The organism is Streptomyces sp. NBC_00045, assembly GCF_045041095.1.
In the GTDB taxonomy this organism is placed as follows: domain Bacteria; phylum Actinomycetota; class Actinomycetes; order Streptomycetales; family Streptomycetaceae; genus Streptomyces.
In genome coordinates this window covers 7,311,960-7,332,171 of record NZ_CP108271.1, presented here as the reverse complement: position 1 = coordinate 7,332,171, position 20,212 = coordinate 7,311,960, and the positions used below count along the sequence as shown (strand labels likewise).

The following is a 20,212-nucleotide window of genomic DNA, read 5'->3' as shown; positions in this document are numbered from 1 at the left end:
CTCTCTTCCTGTGGGGTGTGCGTGACGTCCGGGTCCGCGCTCTGCGGCCTGCGGTCAGGTGGGCTCGTGCGACGGGGCGTTCAGGTGCCCGGCGACGACCCGGCCGATCGCGGCGAGCGGTGCGGGGGCCGTCATCTCGCCGTGTCCGCAGCCGACTTCGTGGGCGTCGACGCCCCCGGTGACATGGGGCGCCCACAGGTCCGCGAGAGCCCGCCCGGTGGCACCTTCCGGCTTGTCCGCGGTGGCGGCGAAGAACACCATGGAGCCGTCGAAGACTCCGGAGGCGAAGGTTCCGCGCAGGTTGGACACGTCCACGAAGACCCGTGTCAGCGCCGCGAAACCGTCCGGTCCCAGCTCGGCCAGTGGGCTGTCCGGGTCGGCCGGGTCGTGGCCGACCGATGCGGCGATCGCCTGCCACACCCCAGGTGCGTCGTGGGCCATGCGTTCCGCGGCCGGATCGAGCACCGCGGGGTAGCCGTCGAGCACACCGAGGAACTCGACCTGCTCGCCCTGCTCCCGCAGCCGCACCGCCAGGGCGTGCGCGGCAACACCGCCGAAGGACCAGCCGAGCAGGGAGTACGGGCCGTGCGGCTGCACCGAGCGGATCTCCGCCAGGTAGTCGTCCAGCACCTCCTCGTACGAGCCCGTGGCGCCGGCGGGATCGCTGAAACCGCGTGCCTGGATCCCGTACACCGGCTGCTCGCGGTCCAGGTGGGCCAGCAGTCCGCTGTAGCACCAGCTGAGGCCGATGGCGGGGTGGACGCAGAACAGCGGCCGGCGGTCGCCGCCCGGGCGCAGCGGCAGGAGGACGCCGAGCGGGTCGCCCGGAGCCCGGTCCGCCGGGCTGCGGCCGAGCTGTCCGGCCAGCGCCGCGACGGTCGGCGCCTCGAAGAGGGCACGGACCGACAGTTCGCTGCCGAAGGCGGTCCGGACCCGGCTGATCAACTGGGTCGCCAGCAGGGAGTGGCCGCCGAGTTCGAAGAAGTCGTCGTCGATCCCGACGTCCGCCACCCCGAGGACACCCGCGAACAGGCGGCACAGCTCGGCCTCGGCGGCGTCGCGCGGCGGACGTCCCTCGCGTTCGGGCAGCGAGGGCGCCGGCAGCGCCCGGTAGTCGAGCTTGTTGTTGGGGGTGAGCGGCAACCGCTCCAGCACCATCACTGCGCCGGGGACCATGTAGTCGGGCAGGGACTGCCGGGCATGCCGGTCGAGTGCCGCGACGTCGACCGTCGCGTCGCTCGCCCCCTCGGCCGCTCCGTCGCCGACGACGTAGGCGACGAGCCTCTTGTCGCCCGGCCGGTCCTCGCGGGCGATGACCGCGACCTGCCGGATTCCGGGGAAGGAAGCCAGTACGGACTCGATCTCGGGCAGTTCGATGCGGAAACCGCGGATCTTGACCTGGTCGTCGGCGCGGCCGACGAAGTCGATCAGGCCGTCCGCCGTCCAGCGCACCCGGTCGCCCGTGCGGTACATGCGGGTCCCGGGCGGACCGTACGGGTCTGCGACGAAGCGGTCCGAGGTGAGGTCGGGCCGGTTCAGGTAACCGCGGGCGAGACCGGTGCCCGCCAGGTACAGCTCGCCCGTCACCCCCGCGGGAACCAGGTTGAGCGCGTCGTCGAGCACATGGGCCGTCATGCCGTCCAGCGGGCGGCCGATCGGCACCGGAGCCGGTACGTCGGCGGCGTTGCGCCACGGCGCCGACGTGGCGAACAGCGTGGTCTCCGTCGGCCCGTAGTTGCTGCGCACCAGCAGACCGGGGCAGTGTTCGAGGACCCGGCGGACCGCCACCGGCGACACGATGTCGCCGCCGGTGATGACGACCCGGACCCCGGCGAAGCACTCCGGGTACTCCTCGGCCATGACCCGGAACAGACCCGCGGTGACGTCGACACCGGTGATCCGCTCCTCCTGCATCAGGCGGGCGAGCCGCTCGACGGTCAGGTCCGCTTCCGGCGCGATGATGCTCGTCCCGCCGTGCAGCAGCGGGTACCAGAACGAATAGGTGGAGGGGTCGAACTCGTACGGGGTGAGCAGCAGCACCCGGTCGTGGTCACCCGGGACGAGGATCGAGTCGCTGATCAGCTCGAAGACGTCCTGGTGGGTGACGGCGACGCCCTTGGGCTTGCCCGTCGATCCCGACGTGTACATCACGTACGCGAGCTGCTCCCGGTGACCGGGCACGGCCGGCGCGCAGGGCACGGAAGGCGCGCCCGTCGCCGCGGCGTGCACCCCGCCGCCGGTGTCCTCGTCGGCGAGCAGCACCGTGTGGACCTCGGGCAGCCCGCGCTCCCGCATCACGCGGTCGGTGAGCAGGAGCCGCGCTCCGCACTCCGCCAGGACCACCTGCATGCGGTCCAGCGGGGAGGCGTTGTGGAGCGGCACGTAGTAGGAGCCGGACTTGAGGATCGCGGTGAGGGCGACGACGAGTTCGACCGTACGGCTCATCAGGATGGCCACCGGCCGCTCCGGGCCGGCGCCCGCGGCGATCAGCCGGTGCGCCAGGCGGTCGGACCGCTCGTCGAGTTCGGCGTACGTCAGGCTGCGCCCGGCGCACCGTACGGCCACGGCCTGCGGCGTACGGGCGGCCTGCGCCGCGAACGCCTCCTGGAGCGAGGACTCCGCGAAGGACCCGGTGGCCGGTTCGGGTCCGGCCGACTGGAGGGCGAGGCGGGCCCGTTCCTCGTCGCCGAGCAGGTTGACGGCGCCGATGCGCCGTTCCGGGTCGGTGGTGACGGACTCCAGGACCCGGACGAGGCGGTCGAAGAGCGCACGGACCGTCGGTGCATCGAACAGGTCGGCGGCGAATCCGACGAACGCCCGCAGCGCGCCGGGCTGTCCGTCCTCCTTGAGGGAGGCGTACACGCTCATGTTGAGGTCGAACTTCGCCACGTCCAGGTCGGTCCGCAGGGCCTCCGTCTTCGCACCGGGCAGCAGCAGCTCGGCGTCACCGCCGGTGACGACCTCCAGCATGGTCTGGAACAGTGGGTGCCTGCTCGCGACGCGGGGCGGGTTGAGGGCCTCGACGATGCGCTCGAAGGGCACGTCCTGGTGGGCGTAGGCCGTGAGGCTCGTGTCGCGGACGCGGGCCAGGAGCTCGGCGAAGGTGGGGTCGCCCGAGGTGTCGGCGCGGATGACGAGGGTGTTGACGAAGAAGCCGATCAGGTCGTCGAGGACCTCGTCGGTGCGCCCGGCGACGGGTGTGCCGATGGGGATGTCGGTGCCGGCGCCGAGCCGGGTCAGCACCGTGGCCAGGGCCGCGTGCATGACCATGGTCAGCGTGGTGCCGGTGGTGCGCGCCAGCTCCGTCAGCCGCTGGTGCAGCGGGGCGCCGAGGTCGACCTCGAAGGACGCTCCGCGCTGCGTGGCGGTCGTGGGGCGGGGCCGGTCGGTGGGGTGTTCGAGCTCCACGGGCAGCCCGTCGAGGGCGTCCCTCCAGTAGCCGAGCTGCGTGGCGAGCGCCGAGGACGGGTCGCTCTCGTCGCCCAGGACCCGCTGCTGCCAGAGGGTGTAGTCGGCGTACTGGACCAGGAGTTCGGTCCACTGCGGCACCCGGCCCGCGAGCCGGGCGGTGTAGGCCCGGCCGAGGTCGCGGGTCAGCGGGCCCATCGACGCGGCGTCGCCCGCGATGTGGTGCATCAGCACCAGCAGCACGTGGGATTCCTCGTCCAGGGTGACCAGGGTGGCCCGGACCGGCAGGTCGCAGGACAGGTCGAAGGCGTGGCTGCCGGCGAGGGCCAGCACCCGCGGGAGGTCCTCCTCGGTGGCGGTGGTGCGGTGGAGGGTGACGGGTGCCGGGTCCAGGACGACCTGGACCGGTTCGCCGCCGTCCTCGCGGATGACCGTGCGCAGGGTCTCGTGGCGGGCGACGACGTCGCGGACCGCGAGTTCCAGCGCGTCGGCGTCGACCGGTCCGGTGACGCGCACGCTCACCGGCAGGTTGTAGGTGGCGCTCGGTCCCTCGAACTGGTCCAGGAACCAGAGGCGTTGCTGGGCGAAGGAGGCCGGGACGGAGTCCGGGCGCGCCACCGCCACCAGCGCCGGTCGCGCCGGCCGCGCGCCTTCGAGGCGTACGGCGAGCTGGGCGACGGTCGGGGCCTCGAACAGGGCCCGGACCGGTACGTCCAGGCCGAGGACGGCCCGGACCCGGTTCACCAGCCGGGTCGCCAGCAGCGAATGGCCGCCCAGGTCGAAGAAGCCGTCGTCGACGCCGACCGCCTCCACGCCCAGCACCTCGGCGAAGAGGGAGGACAGCGCGCTCTCCACCGGTCCCCGCGGGGCGCGTGCGCCGGCTCCGCCCTCGTACACGGGCGCGGGCAGGGCCGCGCGGTCCAGCTTCCCGTTCGGGGTCACCGGCAGCGCCTCCAGCGTGACGAACGCCGACGGCACCATGTGGTCGGGCAGCCCGGCCTGCGTCAGCCCGGCCGTGAGCAGCTCGCGCGGCGCGGCCGGGGTGCGCGCCGTGCCGGCGCCGTCCCCGTGGACGACGTAGGCGACGAGCCGCTTGTCCCCGGGCTGGTCCTCGCGCATGACGACCGCGCACTGCGCGACCCCGTCGAGTGCGCCCAACACCGTCTCGATCTCGCCGAGCTCGATGCGGAAGCCGCGCAGCTTCACCTGGCCGTCGGCGCGGCCCAGGTATTCGACGGCGCCGTCGGGGCGCCTGCGCACCACGTCACCGGTGCGGTAGAGGCGGGCCCCGGCGGGGCCGTGGGGGTCGGCCACGAACCGCTGCGAGGTGAGGCCGGGGCGGCCCAGGTAGCCGCGTGCCAGCTGGACGCCACCGAGGTAGAGCTCGCCGGACACGCCGGGCGCCACCGGCCGGAGCCGGTCGTCCAGCACGTGCAGCGTGGTGTTCCACACCGGCCGGCCGATGGGCACGGCGGTGCGGTCGGTGTCGGGGGCGTACGGCCAGGCCGTGACGTCCACCGAGGCCTCCGTGGGCCCGTACAGGTTGTGCAGTGCGGCGTCCAGCAGCCGGGAGAAGCGGCGTGCGACACCCGCCGGCAGCTCCTCGCCGCTGCAGATCACCCGGCGCAGAACGGTGCAGTGCGCGGCCGTGGGCTCGGCGAGGAACGCCTGCAGCATCGACGGCACGAAGTGCACGGTGGTGACCCGCTCGCGGCAGATCAGCCCGGCCAGGTACGCGGGATCGCGGTGGCCCTCGGGCCGGGCCATGACCAGGGCGGCGCCGGTGATCAGCGGCCAGAAGAACTCCCACACCGAGACGTCGAAGGAGGCCGGGGTCTTCTGCAGGACGCGGTCGTCGGCGCCCAGCCCGTACTCGTCCTGCATCCACAGCAGCCGGTTGACGATGCCCTGGTGGGGCACGACCACGCCCTTGGGCCGGCCCGTCGAGCCGGAGGTGTAGATGACGTACGCGGGGTGGTGCGGCTGCGCCACCGGTCCGTCCGGGCAGGTCTGCGGAAGGCCGGAGGTGTCCGGCAGGGCGTCGAGGGTCAGCAGCGGGGCGGCGTCCTCGACCATGTACGCGATGCGCTGCGCCGGATAGTCCGCGTCGAGCGGCAGGTACGCGGCTCCGGACTTCAGTACGGCGAGCAGGGCGACGACGAGGTCGAACGAGCGCGGCAGCGACACCGCGACGATGCTCTCGGGCCCGGCGCCCCGGGAGCGCAGCCAGTGCGCCAGCCCGTTGGCCCGGGCGTCGAGCTCCGCGTAGGTCAGCGCGGCGCCGTCATGGACGAGGGCGACGGCGTCCGGGGTACGGGCCACCTGCCCGGCGAACAGCGCCGGGAGGGTGGTGTCAGGCACGGGGCGGCCTGTGGCGTTCTCCTCCAGCAGCAGCTGCCGTTCGGCCGGTTCGAGCACCTCGATGGCGCCGATCGGGCCGGTGGGGTCGGCGGCCGCGGCCTCCAGGACCCGGACCAGGCGGGCGGCGAGTCGCCGGACCGTCGGGGCGTCGAAGAGGTCCGTCGCGAATCCGATGTCCGCCCGCAGCGGGCCGGGGCGGCCGTCCTCGGTGAGGTGGGCGTGGAAGCTCAGGTTGAGGTCGAACTTCGCTCCGTTCCCGCTGTCGGAGAGTCCCTCGACGGGGGCGCCCAACAGCCGCGGTCCCGCATCCCGCTCGGCGGTGACCTGCAGCATGACCTGGAACAGCGGGTTGCGGCCGGCCGCGCGGGGCGGGTTGAGGGCCTCGACGATCCGCTCGAAGGGGACGTCCTGGTGGGCGTAGGCCGTCAGGCTGGTGTCCCGCACCCGTTCCAGCAGTTCGCGGAAGCCGGGGTCGCCGGAGGTGTCGGCGCGGATCACGAGGGTGTTGACGAAGAAGCCGATGAGGTCGTCGAGCGCCTCGTCGGTGCGGCCCGCGACCGGGACGCCGATGGGGATGTCGGTGCCGGCGCCGAGCCGGGTCAAGGTGGCGGCCAGGGCGGCGTGCATGACCATGGTCAGCGTGGTGCCGGTGGTGCGCGCCAGCTCGGTCAGCCGCTCGTGCAGCCCGGAGCCGAGCTCGACGCCGAAGGACTCGCCGCGCTGGGAGGCGATGGCCGGCCGGGGCCGGTCGGTGGGGACGTCGAGCTCTGCGGGGAGGCCCGCGAGGGCGTCCTTCCAGAAGCCGAGCTGGGTGGACAGGACCGAGCCGGGGTCGTTCTCTTCGCCGAGCAGCCGCTGCTGCCAGAGGGTGTGGTCGGCGTACTGGACGGGGAGTCCGGTCCACTGCGGCGCCCGGCCCGTCAGCCTGGCCGCGTAGGCCTGGTCGAGGTCGCGGGTGAGCGGCTCCATGGAGGCGGCGTCAGCGGCGATGTGGTGCATCAGCACCAGGAGCACGTGGGCTTCCCCGACGCCGCCGTCCGGCACGTCCGGCGCGTCCAGGGTGATCAGGGTGACGCGCAGGGGCGGTTCGGCCGACAGGTCGAAGGGGCGGCCGCCGAGCTCGTCCAGCACCCGGGCGAGGCCCACCTCCGTGCAGCGGGTCCGGTGGAGGGTGACGGGGGCCGGGTCGAGGACGACCTGGACCGGTTCGCCGCCGTCCTCGCGGATGACCGTGCGCAGGCTCTCGTGCCGGCCGGTCAGGTCGGCCAGGGCCAGCTCCAGGGCGCGGGCGTCGACAGGTCCGTCGGCGCGGACGCTGAGGGGCAGGTTGTAGGTGGCGCCGGGTCCCTCGAAGCGGTCGAGGAACCACAGCCGCCGCTGCGCCGCGGAGGCGGGGACGGACTCGGGGCGCTCCCCCGCGACCAGCGCGGGCCGGTCGCGGCCGGAGCCGTCGAGCGCGGCCGCCAGTTCGGCGACGGTCGGCGCCTCGAACACGGTGCGGACCGGCAGGTCCAGGCCGAGGACGGTGCGCACCCGGTTGACCAGGCGGGTGACCAGCAGGGAGTGGCCGCCCAGGTCGAAGAAGCCGTCGTCGACGCCGACCGCCTCCACGCCCAGCACCTCGGCGAACAGCCCGCACAGGGTGCTTTCGACGGGGGTGCGCGGGGCCCGGCCGCTGCGGCCGCTCTCGTACACGGGCGCGGGCAGCGCCCGGCGGTCCAACTTCCCGTTCGAGGTCAGGGGCAGGACGTCGAGGACGACGAGGGCGGAGGGCACCATGTAGTCCGGCAGCGCGTCGGCCAGGTGGGCCCGCAGCAACGCCGCGTCCAGTTCGCTCGCCGCGCCGGGAACGACGTATCCGACGAGCCGCTTGTCGCCGGGCTGGTCCTCCCGGACCACGACCGCGGCCTGCGCGACGGGCCCGTACGACATGAGCCGGGCCTCGATCTCGCCGAGCTCGATGCGGAATCCGCGCACCTTGACCTGGTCGTCCGCACGGCCGACGTAGTCCAGCCGTCCGGATCCGGTCCAGCGCACGACGTCGCCCGTGCGGTACATCCGCTCGCCGGGCCCGCCGAAGGGGCAGGCGACGAAGCGTTCGGCGGTCAGCCCGGGGCGCCCCAGGTAGCCGCGCGCGAGGCCCGCGCCGGACACGTACAGCTCGCCCGCGACTGCGGCGGGCACCGGGCGCAGCGCGTCGTCCAGGACGTAGAGCCCCAGGTCGGGGATGGCTTCGCCGATGACGCTGCCCGGCATCGAGGCCGCGCCGACCCGGTCCAGCGCCTGGTGGGTGACGTGCACGGTGGTCTCGGTGATGCCGTACATGTTGACCAGGACCGGAGCGTCGTCGGCGTGCCGCTCGTACCAGCCGGCGAGGCGGCGCGGGTCCAGCGCCTCACCGCCGAAGACGACGGTGCGCAGGGCCAGGCCCGCTCCGGTGGCGGGGTCCTCCGCGTCGGCCTGGACGAGCTGGTGGAAGGCGGACGGCGTCTGGTTGAGCACCGTCACGCGTTCCTCCGCCAGGAGCTTCAGGAAGTCCCCGGGGGTGCGGCTGACCGCGTGCGGGACGACGACGAGGCGTCCGCCGTGCAGCAGCGGCCCCCACAGTTCCCATACCGAGAAGTCGAACGCGTACGAGTGGAACAGCGTCCAGGTGTCGTCGGCGGAGAAGTCGAACCAGTGCCGGGTGGCCGCGAACAGCCTGGTCACGTTCTGGTGCGGGATGACGACGCCCTTCGGGCGCCCGGTGGAACCCGAGGTGTAGATCACGTACGCGGCGTGCTGCGGCAGCAGTGCGCCGGCGGGCGGGGCGGTGTCGGCGGCCCCGGCGAGCAGGGCGGCCGTGTCCGGGGCGTCGGTGACGAGCACCTCGGTGTCGCCGGGCAGTCGGCCGGCGAGGTCGCCGCTCGTGACCAGCAGGACGGGCCGGGCGTCCTGGAGCATGTAGGAAATGCGGTCGGCCGGGTAGTCCGGGTCGACGGGCAGGTAAGCGGCGCCGGCCTTGAGCACGGCCAGCAGGGCGACGACGAGTTCGGTGGAGCGCGGCAGAGCGACGGCGACGAGGCGGTCGGGTCCGGCGCCCCGGGCGGCCAGGACGCGGGCCAGCCGGTTGGCCCGGCGGTCGAGTTCGGCGTAGGTGGTGTGCCGGCCCTCGAACGTCACGGCGACGGCGTCCGGGGTGGCGGCGGCCTGCGCGGCGAACAGCTCCGGCAGCGCGCCCTGCGGCTCCGCCGCAGCGACTGGCGCCGTGATCAGCGCGGCCCGCTCGGCGGGTTCGAGGATGTCGATGGCGCCGATCCGGATGTCGGGATCGGTCGCTGCGGCCTCCAGGACGCGGGTGAGCCGCTGGACGAGGGTGCGGACGGTCGAGGATTCGAAGAGGTCGGGGTTGTAGCCCACGAAGGCGCGCAGCGGTCCGTGCCGGCCGTCCCCGGTCTGCGTGGCGCGCAGGTTCAGCGAGAGGTCGAACTTGGCGCCGTCGAAGTTGACCGCCTCACCGACCGCCTTGATGCCCGCGAGGTCCAGTTCGAAGCCGGTGTCCGTGTTGACCTGGAGCATCACCTGGAAGAGCGGGTGACGGGCTGCGGAACGCGGCGGGTTGACGGCTTCGACGATGCGCTCGAACGGGATGTCCTGGTGGCTGTAGGCGGCCAGGCCGGCGTCGCGAACGCGTGCGAGGAGCTCGCCGAAGCCGGGGTCGCCGGACGTGTCGGTGCGGATGACCAGGGTGTTGACGAAGAAGCCGATCAGGTCGTCGAGGGCTTCGTCGGTGCGTCCGGCGACGGGGGTGCCGATGGGGATGTCGCATCCGGCGCCGAGGCGGGTCAGGACGGCGGCGAGGGCGGCGTGGGCGACCATCGTCAGGGTCGTGCCCGTGCCGCGCGCCAGCTCCGCCAGCCGCTCGTGCAGCCCGGTTCCGAGGTCCACCTCGAAGGACGCGCCGCGCTGCGGGGCGTGCGCGGGCCGGGGCCGGTCGGTGGGGTATTCGAGTTCGGCGGGGAGGCCGGCGAGGGCCTGCTGCCAGAACGAGGTCTGCCGGACGAGGGCGGAGTCCGGGTCCCCGGCGCTGCCGAGGACCTCCTGCTGCCACAGGGTGTAGTCCGCGTACTGGACGGCCAGCGGCTCCCATCCGGGCGCCTCACCTGTGCTACGGGCCCGGTAGGCGGCGCCGAGGTCGTTGCCGAACGGCGTCATCGAGGCGGCGTCACCGGCGATGTGGTGGAGGAGCACCACCAGGACGTGGTCGTCCTCCCCGAGGGTGACCAGAGTGGCCCGCAGCGGGATGTCGACGGACAGGTCGAAGACGTGCCCGCCGAGCGATGCCAGGACTTCGGGCAGCTCGTCCTCGGCGCACCGGACCCGGTGCAGCGGGACGGGGGCCGACGGCAGGACGACCTGCAAGACCTCGCCGTCGCTCTCGCGGTAGACGGTGCGCAGGACCTCGTGCCGGGCCACCAGGTCGCCGAGCGCGGACTCCAGGGCCGGGGCGTCCGGGGTGGCGGCCAGCCGGTAGCTCAGCGGCAGGTTGTAGGTGGTGCCGGACTGTGCCAGCCGGTCGAGGAACCACAGCCGCTGCTGCGCCGGTGACGCGGGCAGCCGCTCCGGCCGCTCCACGGGGCGCAGCGCCGTCCTGGCCCGGCCCGCCGCGGCGAGCCGGCCGGCCAGCTCGCTGGGCGTGCGCGCTTCGAAGACGGTACGGACGGAGAGCTCGCGCCCGAGGGTCAGCCGGACCCGGTTGACGAGGCGGGTGACGAGCAGCGAGTGGCCGCCCAGGTCGAAGAAGTCGTCGTCCACGCCGACCGCGTCTGCGCCCAGGACCTCGGCGAACAGCGCACAGAGCAGGTGTTCGTCCGGCGTGTGCGGGGCACGGCCGCGGGCCCCCGTGTACGTCGGGGCGGGCAGCGCCCTGCGGTCCAGTTTGCCGTTGGAGGTCAGGGGCAGCGCCTCCACGGTGACGAACGCGGAGGGCACGACGGCCTGGGGCACCGCGGCGGCGACGTGCCGGCGCAGCACGTCGGCGGGCGGTACCGGGGCGCCGGGGGCCGCGACGACGTAGGAGACGAGGCGCCGGTCGCCGGGGCGGTCCTCGCGCAGCACGGTGGCCGCCTGCGCGATGTCCGGGAGGCGGCAGATCACCGTGTTGAGCTCGCCGAGTTCGACGCGGACGCCGCGGATCTTGACCTGGTCATCGGCGCGCCCGAGGAAGGCGAGGCTGCCGTCCGCCCGCAGGCGTACGAGGTCCCCGCTGCGGTACATGCGCTCGCCGGGCAGGCCGAACGGGTCGGCGACGAAGCGCTCGGCGGTGAGGCCGGCGCGGTTCAGGTAGCCGTGTGCCAGGCCGTCGCCGGCGAGGTACAGCTCGCCGGGGACGCCGGCGGGCACCGGTCGCAGCCGCTCGTCGAGGACGTACAGCCCCGTGTTCCAGATGGCGTCGCCCAGCGGGGCCGTGCCCGGCCAGCGGTCGACGGAGGCCGGCAGGGTGGCGCTGGTGACGACGTGCGTCTCGGAGGGGCCGTAGTGGTTGTGCAGCAGCAGCCCGGGGCGGGCGGCGTGGAAGTCGCGCACCAGGTCGGTCAGTTGCAGGGCCTCGCCGGCCTGCGCGACGTGGCGCAGTTTCGCGAGCCCGAGGTCCTGCTCGTCGGCTGCCTCGTACACGGCCGCGATGACCAGGTCGGGGGCGAAGAACTCCGTGACGGCCTGCTCGTCCAGCCAGGCGGCGAGCCGGGCCGGGTTGAGCCGGGTGTCCTCGTCGGGCACGCACAGCGTCTTCCCGTTGAGCAGGGCGGTGAGCATCTCGTGTTCGGACGCGTCGAAGCTGACGGCGCTGAACTGGGAGACCCGGGACCCGGGTTCGTACGGGAAGACGGAGGCGTTCCAGGCCAGCAGGTTGATCAGGACGCGGGCGGGCAGCACGACGCCCTTGGGGCGGCCCGTGGAGCCCGAGGTGTACACGATGTACCCGGGGGTCTCGGGGGTCAGCGGTACGGGCCGGTCGGCGTCGGCCGGGTCGGTGGCGGGAACCTGCGCGAGGCGGGTGCGGACCGCTTCGCCGGTGACGTCGAGCGTCCGCGTGAAGCCGGACAGGTCGACCGGGGAGCGGCCGTCGACGATGCAGACCGCGGGACGGGCGTCTTCGAGGACGAACGCGATGCGGTCCACGGGGTACTGCGGGTCGATCGGCAGGTAGGCGGCGCCGGCCTTGAGGACGGCGAGGAAGGCCACGACGAGGGCGGTGCCGCGCGGCAGCGCCACCGCGGCGTGGCTGCCGGGACCGATCCCCCGTTCGAGCAGGACGTGTGCCAGGCGGTTGGCGCGGTCGTTGAGTTCCGCGTACGTCAGGTCTGCGTCCGGTGCCGAGACCGCGAGGGCGTCGGGCGTACGGGCCACCTGGGCCTGGACCAGCTCGGCCAGCGAGGAGTCCGGGAGCGCGGTGCGGGTGTCCTGCGACTTGGGCAGGACCTTCTCGCGCTCGCCCTCCAGGAACAGGTCGACGGCGGACAGGGGCCGGTCGGGGTCGGACACGGCGCGGGCCAGCAGGAGCTGGAACCGGCGGGCGAGCAGCTCGGCGGTGGCCGGGTCGAACAGGTCGGTCGCGAATTCGAGCCGGCCGGTGACGCCCGCCGCGCCCTGGTCTTCGGCGTACCGCTCGGTGAAGGAGAACAGCAGGTCGAACTGGGTGGTTCCGGTGGCGAGTTCCTCGGACGACACGGTGAGGTCGGGCAGCGAGAACGCGTAGCCGTTCGGGTTCTCCAGCGTCAGCATGACCTGGAACAGCGGGTGCCGGGCGAGCGAGCGAGCCGGGTTCACGGCCTCGACGACCCGGTCGAAGGGGACGTCCTGGTGTTCGTAGGCGGCGAGGTCCGTGGCCCGCACCCGGTCGAGCAGGGTGCGCAGGCTCGGGTCGCCGGAGGTGTCCGTCCGCAGGACCAGCGTGTTGACGAAGAACCCGATGAGGGCGTCGAGGGCGCCGTCGGTCCGGCCCGAGATCGTGCCGCCGATGGGGATGTCGGTGCCGGCGCCGTGGCGCGTGAGCAGACCCGCCACCACGGCCTGGAGCACCATGTGGACACTGGTGTGGGTGGCCCGGGTCAGGTCGATGATCGCCGCGTGCAGCTCGGGGTCGATCTCGAACCGGATCGCGGCCCCACGGAACCCGGCCACGGAGGGCCGGGGGCGGTCGGTCGGGAGTTCCAGTTCCTCCGGGGCACCGACCAGGGCCTCGCGCCAGAAGTCCAGCTGGCGGGCGGCCAGGTCGCCGGATTCCTCCTCGGAGCCGAGCAGTTCGCCGAGCCAGCGGGTGTAGTCCGCGTACTGCACGGGCAACGGGGACCACTGCGGGGCGCGGCCCGCGAGCCGTGCGGCGTACGCCTCGTGCAGCTCCCGGGTCAGCGGCTCCATCGACAGGCCGTCGGTGCCGATGTGGTGGAGGGTGAGCAGCAGGACGTGCTCTTCGGGTCCGGCGGTGAACAGCCGGGCGCGCAGCGGGATGTCGCAGGTCAGGTCGAAGGGGGTGAGGGAGGCCTCGCGGATCGCGGTCGCGAGGTCCGCCGGGTGCTCGACCGGCAGGCTCGCGCGGACGGCGGCGGCGGGCAGGACGACCTGGCAGGGCGCCCCGTCCTGTTCGGGGTAGACGGTGCGCAGCACCTCGTGGCGGTCGGTGAGGTCACCGAGGGCCGCCTCCAGGGCGGCCGGGTCGAGCCGGCCGCCGATGCGGACGGCGATGGGCAGGACGTACGTCGCCGAGGGGCCCTCCAGCCGGTGGTGGAACCACATGCGGTACTGGGAGGGCGAAAGGGGCACGACGTCCGGACGGGCCGCCGGCGCGAGGGCCGGGCGGGCGGCGGGCGCCGATCCGATGGCCTCTGCCAGGGCCGCGACGGTGGGGTTGCCGAAGACGGCCGCGACGCCGAGGTCGACGCCGAGGACCGTCCGGATCCGGCTGATCAGGCGCATCGCGTGCAGCGAGCTGCCGCCGAGGAGGAAGAAGTCGTCGTGGACACCGGCCCGGGGCCGCCCGAGGGCTTCGGCGAACAGCCGGCAGAGCACCTCCTCGCGCTCGCTGCGCGCGCCGTGCCCGGCCTGCGCCTCGGCGGTGGGCGTGGGCAGGGCCCGGTAGTCGACCTTGTGGTTGGCGGTCAGGGGCAGTTCGCCGAGGGTGACGAAGGCGGCGGGCACCATGTAGGCGGGCAGCCGCTCGGTGAGGTGTGCGCGCAGGGCGCCGTGATCGGCGGCGTCCGGCCCGTCAGGGACGACGTAGGCGACGAGCTGCTTCTCGCCCAGCAGGCCCGCGCGGGCGGTGACGACGACCTGGCGCAGGCCGGGGAACGCGGCGAGGGCGGCTTCGATCTCGCCGGGCTCGACGCGGTAGCCGCGGATCTTGACCTGGTCGTCGGCGCGGCCGGCGAACTCCAGCAGACCGGCGGCGTTCCAGCGGGCGAGGTCGCCCGAACGGTACATGCGGGAGCCGGCCGGGCCGTTGGGGTCGGCGACGAACCGGTCGGCGGTCAGGCCGGGCCGGTCGGCGTAGCCGCGGCCCAGCCCGGCGCCGGCGAGGTAGAGCTCTCCCGTCTCGCCCGGCTCGGCCGGGCGCAGGGACGCGTCGAGCACGTAGGCGCGCATGCCGTCGAGGGGGGTGCCGATCGGGACCTGGTCCGGAACCGTGTCGGCGCCGGTCCAGCGGGACTGGCTGGCGTACAGGGTGGTTTCGGTCGGCCCGTAGGTGCCGCGCACGACCGTGGTGGGGCAGCGCTCCAGTACGGTGCGGACGGCGGCGGCCGCAATGACATCTCCACCGGTGAGGACCTCGCGGACGCCGGCGAAGCACTCCGGCCGTTCCTCGGCCATGACGCGGAACAGGCCCGCGGGGATCTCCGCGGCGGTGATCCGCTCCGAGGCGAGCAGGCCGGCCAGGCGGTCGACGGTCAGCTCGGCGTCGGTCGCGATGACGACGGTGCCGCCGTGCAGCAGCGGGTACCAGATCGAGTACGTCGAGGGGTCGAAGGCGTACGAGGCGACCAGCAGGACCCGGTCGTGGGCCCCGGCGGCGGCGAACATGGTGTCGTCGACGAGGTCGGTGATGTTGCGGTGGGTGATCGCCACGCCCTTGGGCGTCCCGGTGGAGCCCGAGGTGTACATGACGTAGGCGAGCAGGTCGGGCAGGTGCGCCCCGGCCGGCTGTTCGGGTTCCGCCGGTCCGGCACCCGGCAGCCCGTCCGGTTCGGTGTCCCCGCCGGGCCGGTCGGCCAGCACGACGGCGGGGGCCTGGGGGGCACGGCCCTGCATCACGGTGTCGGTGAGCAGGACCGGGGCCTTGCTCTCGGCGGCGATCCACTCCATGCGCTCGCGCGGGAACGCGGGGTGCAACGGCAGGTAGTGCGCACCCGACTTGAGCACGGCCAGGAGCGCCACGACGAGGTCCACGCTGCGGTCCATCAGGACCAGTACGGGACGCTCCGCCCTCGCGCCTTCGGCGGCCAGGCGGCGCGCCAGCCTGCTCGACCGCTCGTCGAGCTGCCGGTAGGTGAGGCTGCGGCCGGCGCACCGCACGGCCACGGCATCGGGCGTACGTGCCGCCTGTGCCCGGAAGGACGCCGGAACCGAACCCACGATCATCGTCACTCGCTCCTAGAGATGTTGTCGCCGCCGCCGGCAACGGGAAATGCGATGGACCTCAGAGGGCCGGGTCCATCTGTGCGGCCAGGCTGCGGGGCCGCATGTCGGTCCAGTTCGTGTTGATGTGCTCGACGCACGGCACGCGGTCGGCGGGTCCGAACGTCACGTTCCAGCCCGCCGGGACGTCGGCGAAGTCGGGCCACAGGGAGTGCTGGCCTTCGTCGTTGACCAGTACGAGAAAGCGGCCGTCGGGGTCGTCGAAGGGATTGGCCATGGGTGTCTCCTCGAATGGGGCGGATGGGGCGGGCGTTACTTCACGCCGAGGGTGAGACCGTGCTCGTAGGGGAGGCCGCCGATGGTCTCCACCGAGGTGAAGCCGGCCTCGCGCAGCCAGCCCTCGTAGTCGCGGGCCGGGTAGGCCATGCCCTGGCCGCTGGCCAGCACGTTGAAGTAGAGGCCGAGGCGGGCGCCGAAGATGCCCTGGGTCTCGTCGTCGGAGACGTTGTAGCCGTAGACGAAGACCTTCCCGCCTTCCGGCAGGGCGTCGTAGGCCTTCTTCATGAGTCCGAGGATCTGGTCCTCGGAGAAGATCTCCAGGATGTGGCTGAAGAGCACCGCGTCGGCGCCCAGCGGGAACTCGTCGTTGAAGACGTCGCCGGGGTGCAGCTCCACTCGGTCGGGGAAGACGGCGGCGGCCTTGTCCTCGCCGAGCTTCGAGACGCTCGGCATGTCGAAGACGGTGGAGGTGAGCTGCGGGTGGCGGGCGACGAGACGGGCGGAGGTCGTGCCGTCGCCGCCGCCGATGTCGAGCAGCTTGTGCACGGACTCGAACTCGGGGCGCTGGACGAGCGCCTCGACGGACTGCAGGGTGAAGGCGCTCATCGCGCGGTGGAAGACCGCTTCGAGCTCCGGGTTGCGCGAGAGTCGCTGGTAGAGCGTGGGCTCGTCGCCGGGGTAGCTGTCGAGGGCGGTGTTGGTGCCGGCCTTGAGCGCGGTGGTCATCTGCGCGAACGCCGGGTAGTAGACCTCCTTCCAGCCCACGATGATGTGGCCCCAGCTGTCCTCGGCGTCCGACGCGAGGAGGTCCTGGGCGACCGCCGAGTTGGAGTAGTTGCCGTTCTCGCGGCGCAGCAGCCCGGTCGTGCAGACGGCCTGGAGCAGGACGCGCAGCTGGTGGCGCGGCATGTCCGTGGCGGCGAGCAGGGCGTCGAAGTCGGACTCGGGGTTGGCCGCGAGGAAGTGGAAGATCCTCAGCTCGACCGCGGTGGCCACCGCGTTGAACAGTGCGGGGGCGTTCACCAGGAACTGGAACTGCTCGAAGACCGGGTCGCCGCTGTGTCGGGTGTCCATCGTGTCGTCTCTCTCCGTCGTGTCCGAGGCGTTGGTGCCTGGGCTTGAACGTAGGGGCATTCGACACCACCTTGGACCCGAGTGGCAATTTATTGCCACCAAGACTTTCCAGGTAGGAGTGTACTTCGGCTCACCTTCAGGGATTCTTCGAGACGTCCTGGCAAGAACTTGCCAGACGGTGCGGACGTCGCTCGCCGTCGGCGTAGCGTTCGGGCTCTGGAGCGAAGTGCTGAGCAAGGAAACGAGGAACCGTGCAGCTCAACAGCTACGACGAATGGTCACCCCTGCGGGAGGTGATCGTCGGCTCCGCCGAGAACTACCTCTCGCACGAGCGGGAGCTGTCCTTCGATCTGTTCTTCCACGACAACATCGCCAAGGACAACGCCTCCCGCTCCGAGTGGTACTACCCGCGGCTCTCCGCCCGCGGCGCCGGCACACCGCCGAGCGGTGACGGCCGGGTGCCCATCAAGGAGCGGTACGTGGCCGAGCTGAACGAGGACCTGGAGGAGCTGGCGGCCACCCTCGCGTCGCTGTCGGTCAAGGTGCTGCGGCCGGTGGACGTGGACGCGACGACGGGAGAGGTCCGCACCCCCGCCTGGTCCGCCTCGGTGGTGCCTCCGCTCAACGTGCGCGACAACACCCTGATCGTCGGCGACGAGATCATCGAGACCCCTCCGATGATCCGGTCCCGGTACTTCGAGACGCAGTTCTTGAAGTCCGCATTCCAGGAGTACTTCCGCAAGGGAGCGCGCTGGACGGTCATGCCCAGGCCGATGATGACCGACGCGTCCTTCGACCTCTCCTACGTACGCGCCAGCACCGCGGGCGGACCGACCGAGCCGATCGAGGACCCGCAGCCGTCACCGTTCGACGTCGGGCAGGAAATGATGTTCGACGGAGCCCAGTGCCTGCGGCTCGGCCGGGACATCATCGCCAACATCTCGACGGCGAACCACGCACTGGCCGTCGACTGGCTGGAACGGCACCTGGAGGGGAGGTTCCGGGTCCACCGGGTGCACCAGCTGAGCGACAGCCACATCGACAGCATGGTGCTCGCCCTTCGCCCCGGCACCCTGCTGGTCCGCTCCGCCGAGGTCGCGGAGAAGCTGCCCGAGCCGCTGCGCAAATGGGACCTGATCGTCCCGCCGGAGCCCGGCGGCGACAACTTCCCGCGCTACGACGATGACGACCTCATCCTGACCAGCCCGTTCATCGACCTGAACGTGCTCTCGGTCGGCCCGGACACGGTCCTGGTCAACGAGGCGTGCCCGGAACTGATGAGGAAGCTGGAACAGCACAAGTTCACCGTCGTGCCCGTCCGCCACCGCCACCGGCGGCTGTTCGGCGGGGGCTTCCACTGCTTCACGCTGGACACCGTCCGCGACGGCGGGCCCGAAGACTACCTGGGCTGACCCGCCGCCCCTCGGCCGCCCGCCCCTCGGCCGCCCGCCCGGCGGGCGCCGAACCGGGCCCGACCGGGTGGGCGCCGGTCAGCGGGCCTGCCAGCGCGGGGCGCGCTTCTCGGCGAAGGCGACCGGCCCCTCGACCGCGTCCGAGCTGTGCATCCGCCTCTCCTCCCACGGGTAGCGGGTGGCGAAGGCCTGCTCCAGCGGCATGGTGGCGGACTTCGTGGCCGCCTCCTTGATGGCCCGGACGGAGAGCGGTGCACACCGCACGATGTCCGCGAGCCAGCCCTCGACACAAGCATCGAGATCACCGGCCGGAACGACCTCGTTGACCAGGCCGAGCTCGTAGGCCCTGCGGGCATCCATCGGACGGCCCGTCAGCAAATGCCCCATCGCTGTCTTCCACGGCAGCTGGCGGGTCAGGCGGAACACGCCGCCGGCCCCGGCCATGAGCCCGAGCTTCGCCTCGGGCAAGGCGAACGTCGCGTCCTCGGAGGCAATGACGATGTCACACGCGAGAGCAAGTTCGAACCCGCCACCCATGGCGTACCCACGGACCCGGGCGACGACCGGCTTGGCGAGGTCGAACCGTTCCGTGAGCCGCGGCCAACCCGGCTTACCGCGGCTACCGAAGGTGGACGGAGCGGCGGTGCCCGCCTGCTCGCGGCCCGCGAGTTCCTTCAGATCCTGACCCACCGAGAAAGCGCGGTCGCCGGCACCGGACAGAACCGCCACCCGCATATCGTCATCCGCATCGAAATCGTCCCATATTTCGGCCAGTTCCCCGTGCATGCGCAAATTCATCGCATTGAGAACCTCGGGCCTGTTGAGGGTGATGCGCGCAATATGGTCGCGCTTCTCATAACTCACTGTCGACTGCTGTGGCATGGAACGATCATAGCTTCCTGGAGCTGAGTGTGAAACTGATGGAAAATCCCCCGCAGATTGCGGGCATCGGAACCGCAGTACCCATGACCTCGTACACGCAGCAGGAGATGCTCGACGAGTTCGGCATCACCGATCCGCGCATACGCTCGGTCTTCCTCAACAGCGCCATCGAGCGGCGCGGGCTGACCCTTCCCCCCTTGATGCCGGACGGCTCGCGGGCGACGGAAACACAGGGCCAGCTGCTCAAGAAGCACACCGAGAACGGCCTCGCCATGGGGCGCGAGGCCATCGAGACCTGCCTGAAGGACGTCGGCGCGACGCTGGCCGACGTCCGGTACCTGTGCTGCGTCACGACGACCGGCCTGCTGACCCCGGGCTTCTCCGCGCTCCTCATCAAGGAGCTGGGGATCGATGTCCACTGCTCGCGGCTCGACGTCGTGGGCATGGGCTGCAACGCGGGCCTCAACGCACTGACCGCGGTGGCGGGCTGGGCGAACGCGCACCCCGGCGAGCTCGCGCTGATGGTCTGCATCGAGGCGTGCTCGGCGGCCTACGTGTTCGACGGGACGATGCGTTCGTCCGTGGTCAACAGCCTCTTCGGCGACGGGTCCGCCGCCCTCGCGGTCATCTCGCCCGCGGAGCCGGCCGGGCCGGCCGTACCCACCGAACCCGTGGTGTCCGCCGACTCCGGCTGGTCCGCCGCCCGCCGCCCCGCCGGCGAGGCGGCGGGCGCACTCGGCCCGGGCCTCCTGAAGTTCTCCAGCTGCATCATTCCGGACGCGGTCGACGCCATGCGCTACGACTGGGACGACGCGCAGGGGAAATTCAGCTTCTACCTCGACCCGGAAGTCCCCTACGTGGTCGGCGCGCATTCCGAGATCGCCCTCGGGCGACTGCTGGAGGGAACGGGACTGAGCCGTTCCGACATCTCCCACTGGGTGATCCACTCGGGTGGGAAGAAGGTGATCGATTCGGTCCGGGCGAACCTCGGTCTGAGCCGTCACGACGTCAGGCACACCACCGGTGTGCTGCGAGACCACGGAAACATCTCCAGCGGGTCGTTCCTTTTCTCTTACGAGCGTCTGCGCGCCGAAGGTGTGACCGCACCCGGCGAATACGGAGTGTTTATGACCATGGGGCCGGGATCGACCATCGAAATGGCCCTGGTCTCCTGGTAATGGAAGGAA

General features: G+C 72.4%; 6 protein-coding genes. 2 read left to right on the top strand and 4 right to left on the bottom strand.

The annotated features are described in order from the left end of the window. Positions 1-54: 54 nt before the first annotated feature. Genes OHA65_RS33840 through OHA65_RS33830 form a run of 3 tightly spaced genes read right to left on the bottom strand, consistent with a single transcriptional unit; the run spans position 55 to position 16,731 of the window. Entirely contained in the window at positions 55-15,381 is a 15,327-nt protein-coding gene (locus OHA65_RS33840) for an amino acid adenylation domain-containing protein (protein ID WP_405763476.1), read from the bottom strand. Between the two features lie 58 nt (positions 15,382-15,439). Beyond that, positions 15,440-15,655, bottom strand: a complete 216-nt coding sequence (locus tag OHA65_RS33835; protein ID WP_327279936.1) for an MbtH family protein — start codon at positions 15,653-15,655, stop codon at positions 15,440-15,442. A gap of 35 nt (positions 15,656-15,690) precedes the next feature. Next, entirely contained in the window at positions 15,691-16,731 is a 1,041-nt protein-coding gene (locus OHA65_RS33830; RefSeq protein WP_327279935.1) for a methyltransferase, read from the bottom strand. Between the two features lie 251 nt (positions 16,732-16,982). On the opposite strand from OHA65_RS33830, the gene OHA65_RS33825 reads away from it, so the two are divergent. Beyond that, positions 16,983-18,143, top strand: coding sequence for a glycine amidinotransferase (locus OHA65_RS33825; protein ID WP_327279934.1), 1,161 nt, complete (start codon positions 16,983-16,985; stop codon positions 18,141-18,143). Between the two features lie 78 nt (positions 18,144-18,221). Here the strand turns inward: OHA65_RS33825 and dpgD are convergent, their stop codons facing one another. Beyond that, positions 18,222-19,025 carry an enoyl-CoA-hydratase DpgD gene (dpgD, locus tag OHA65_RS33820; RefSeq protein WP_327279933.1) on the bottom strand — a complete coding sequence of 268 codons (804 nt, stop codon included), beginning with the start codon at positions 19,023-19,025 and terminating at the stop codon, positions 18,222-18,224. Between the two features lie 38 nt (positions 19,026-19,063). Here dpgD and dpgA point away from each other — a divergent pair, with 38 nt between their 5' ends. Then, positions 19,064-20,203: a 3,5-dihydroxyphenylacetyl-CoA synthase DpgA gene (gene dpgA, locus OHA65_RS33815; protein ID WP_327279932.1), complete on the top strand. Its 1,140-nt coding sequence runs from the start codon at positions 19,064-19,066 to the stop codon at positions 20,201-20,203. Positions 20,204-20,212 lie beyond the last annotated feature (9 nt).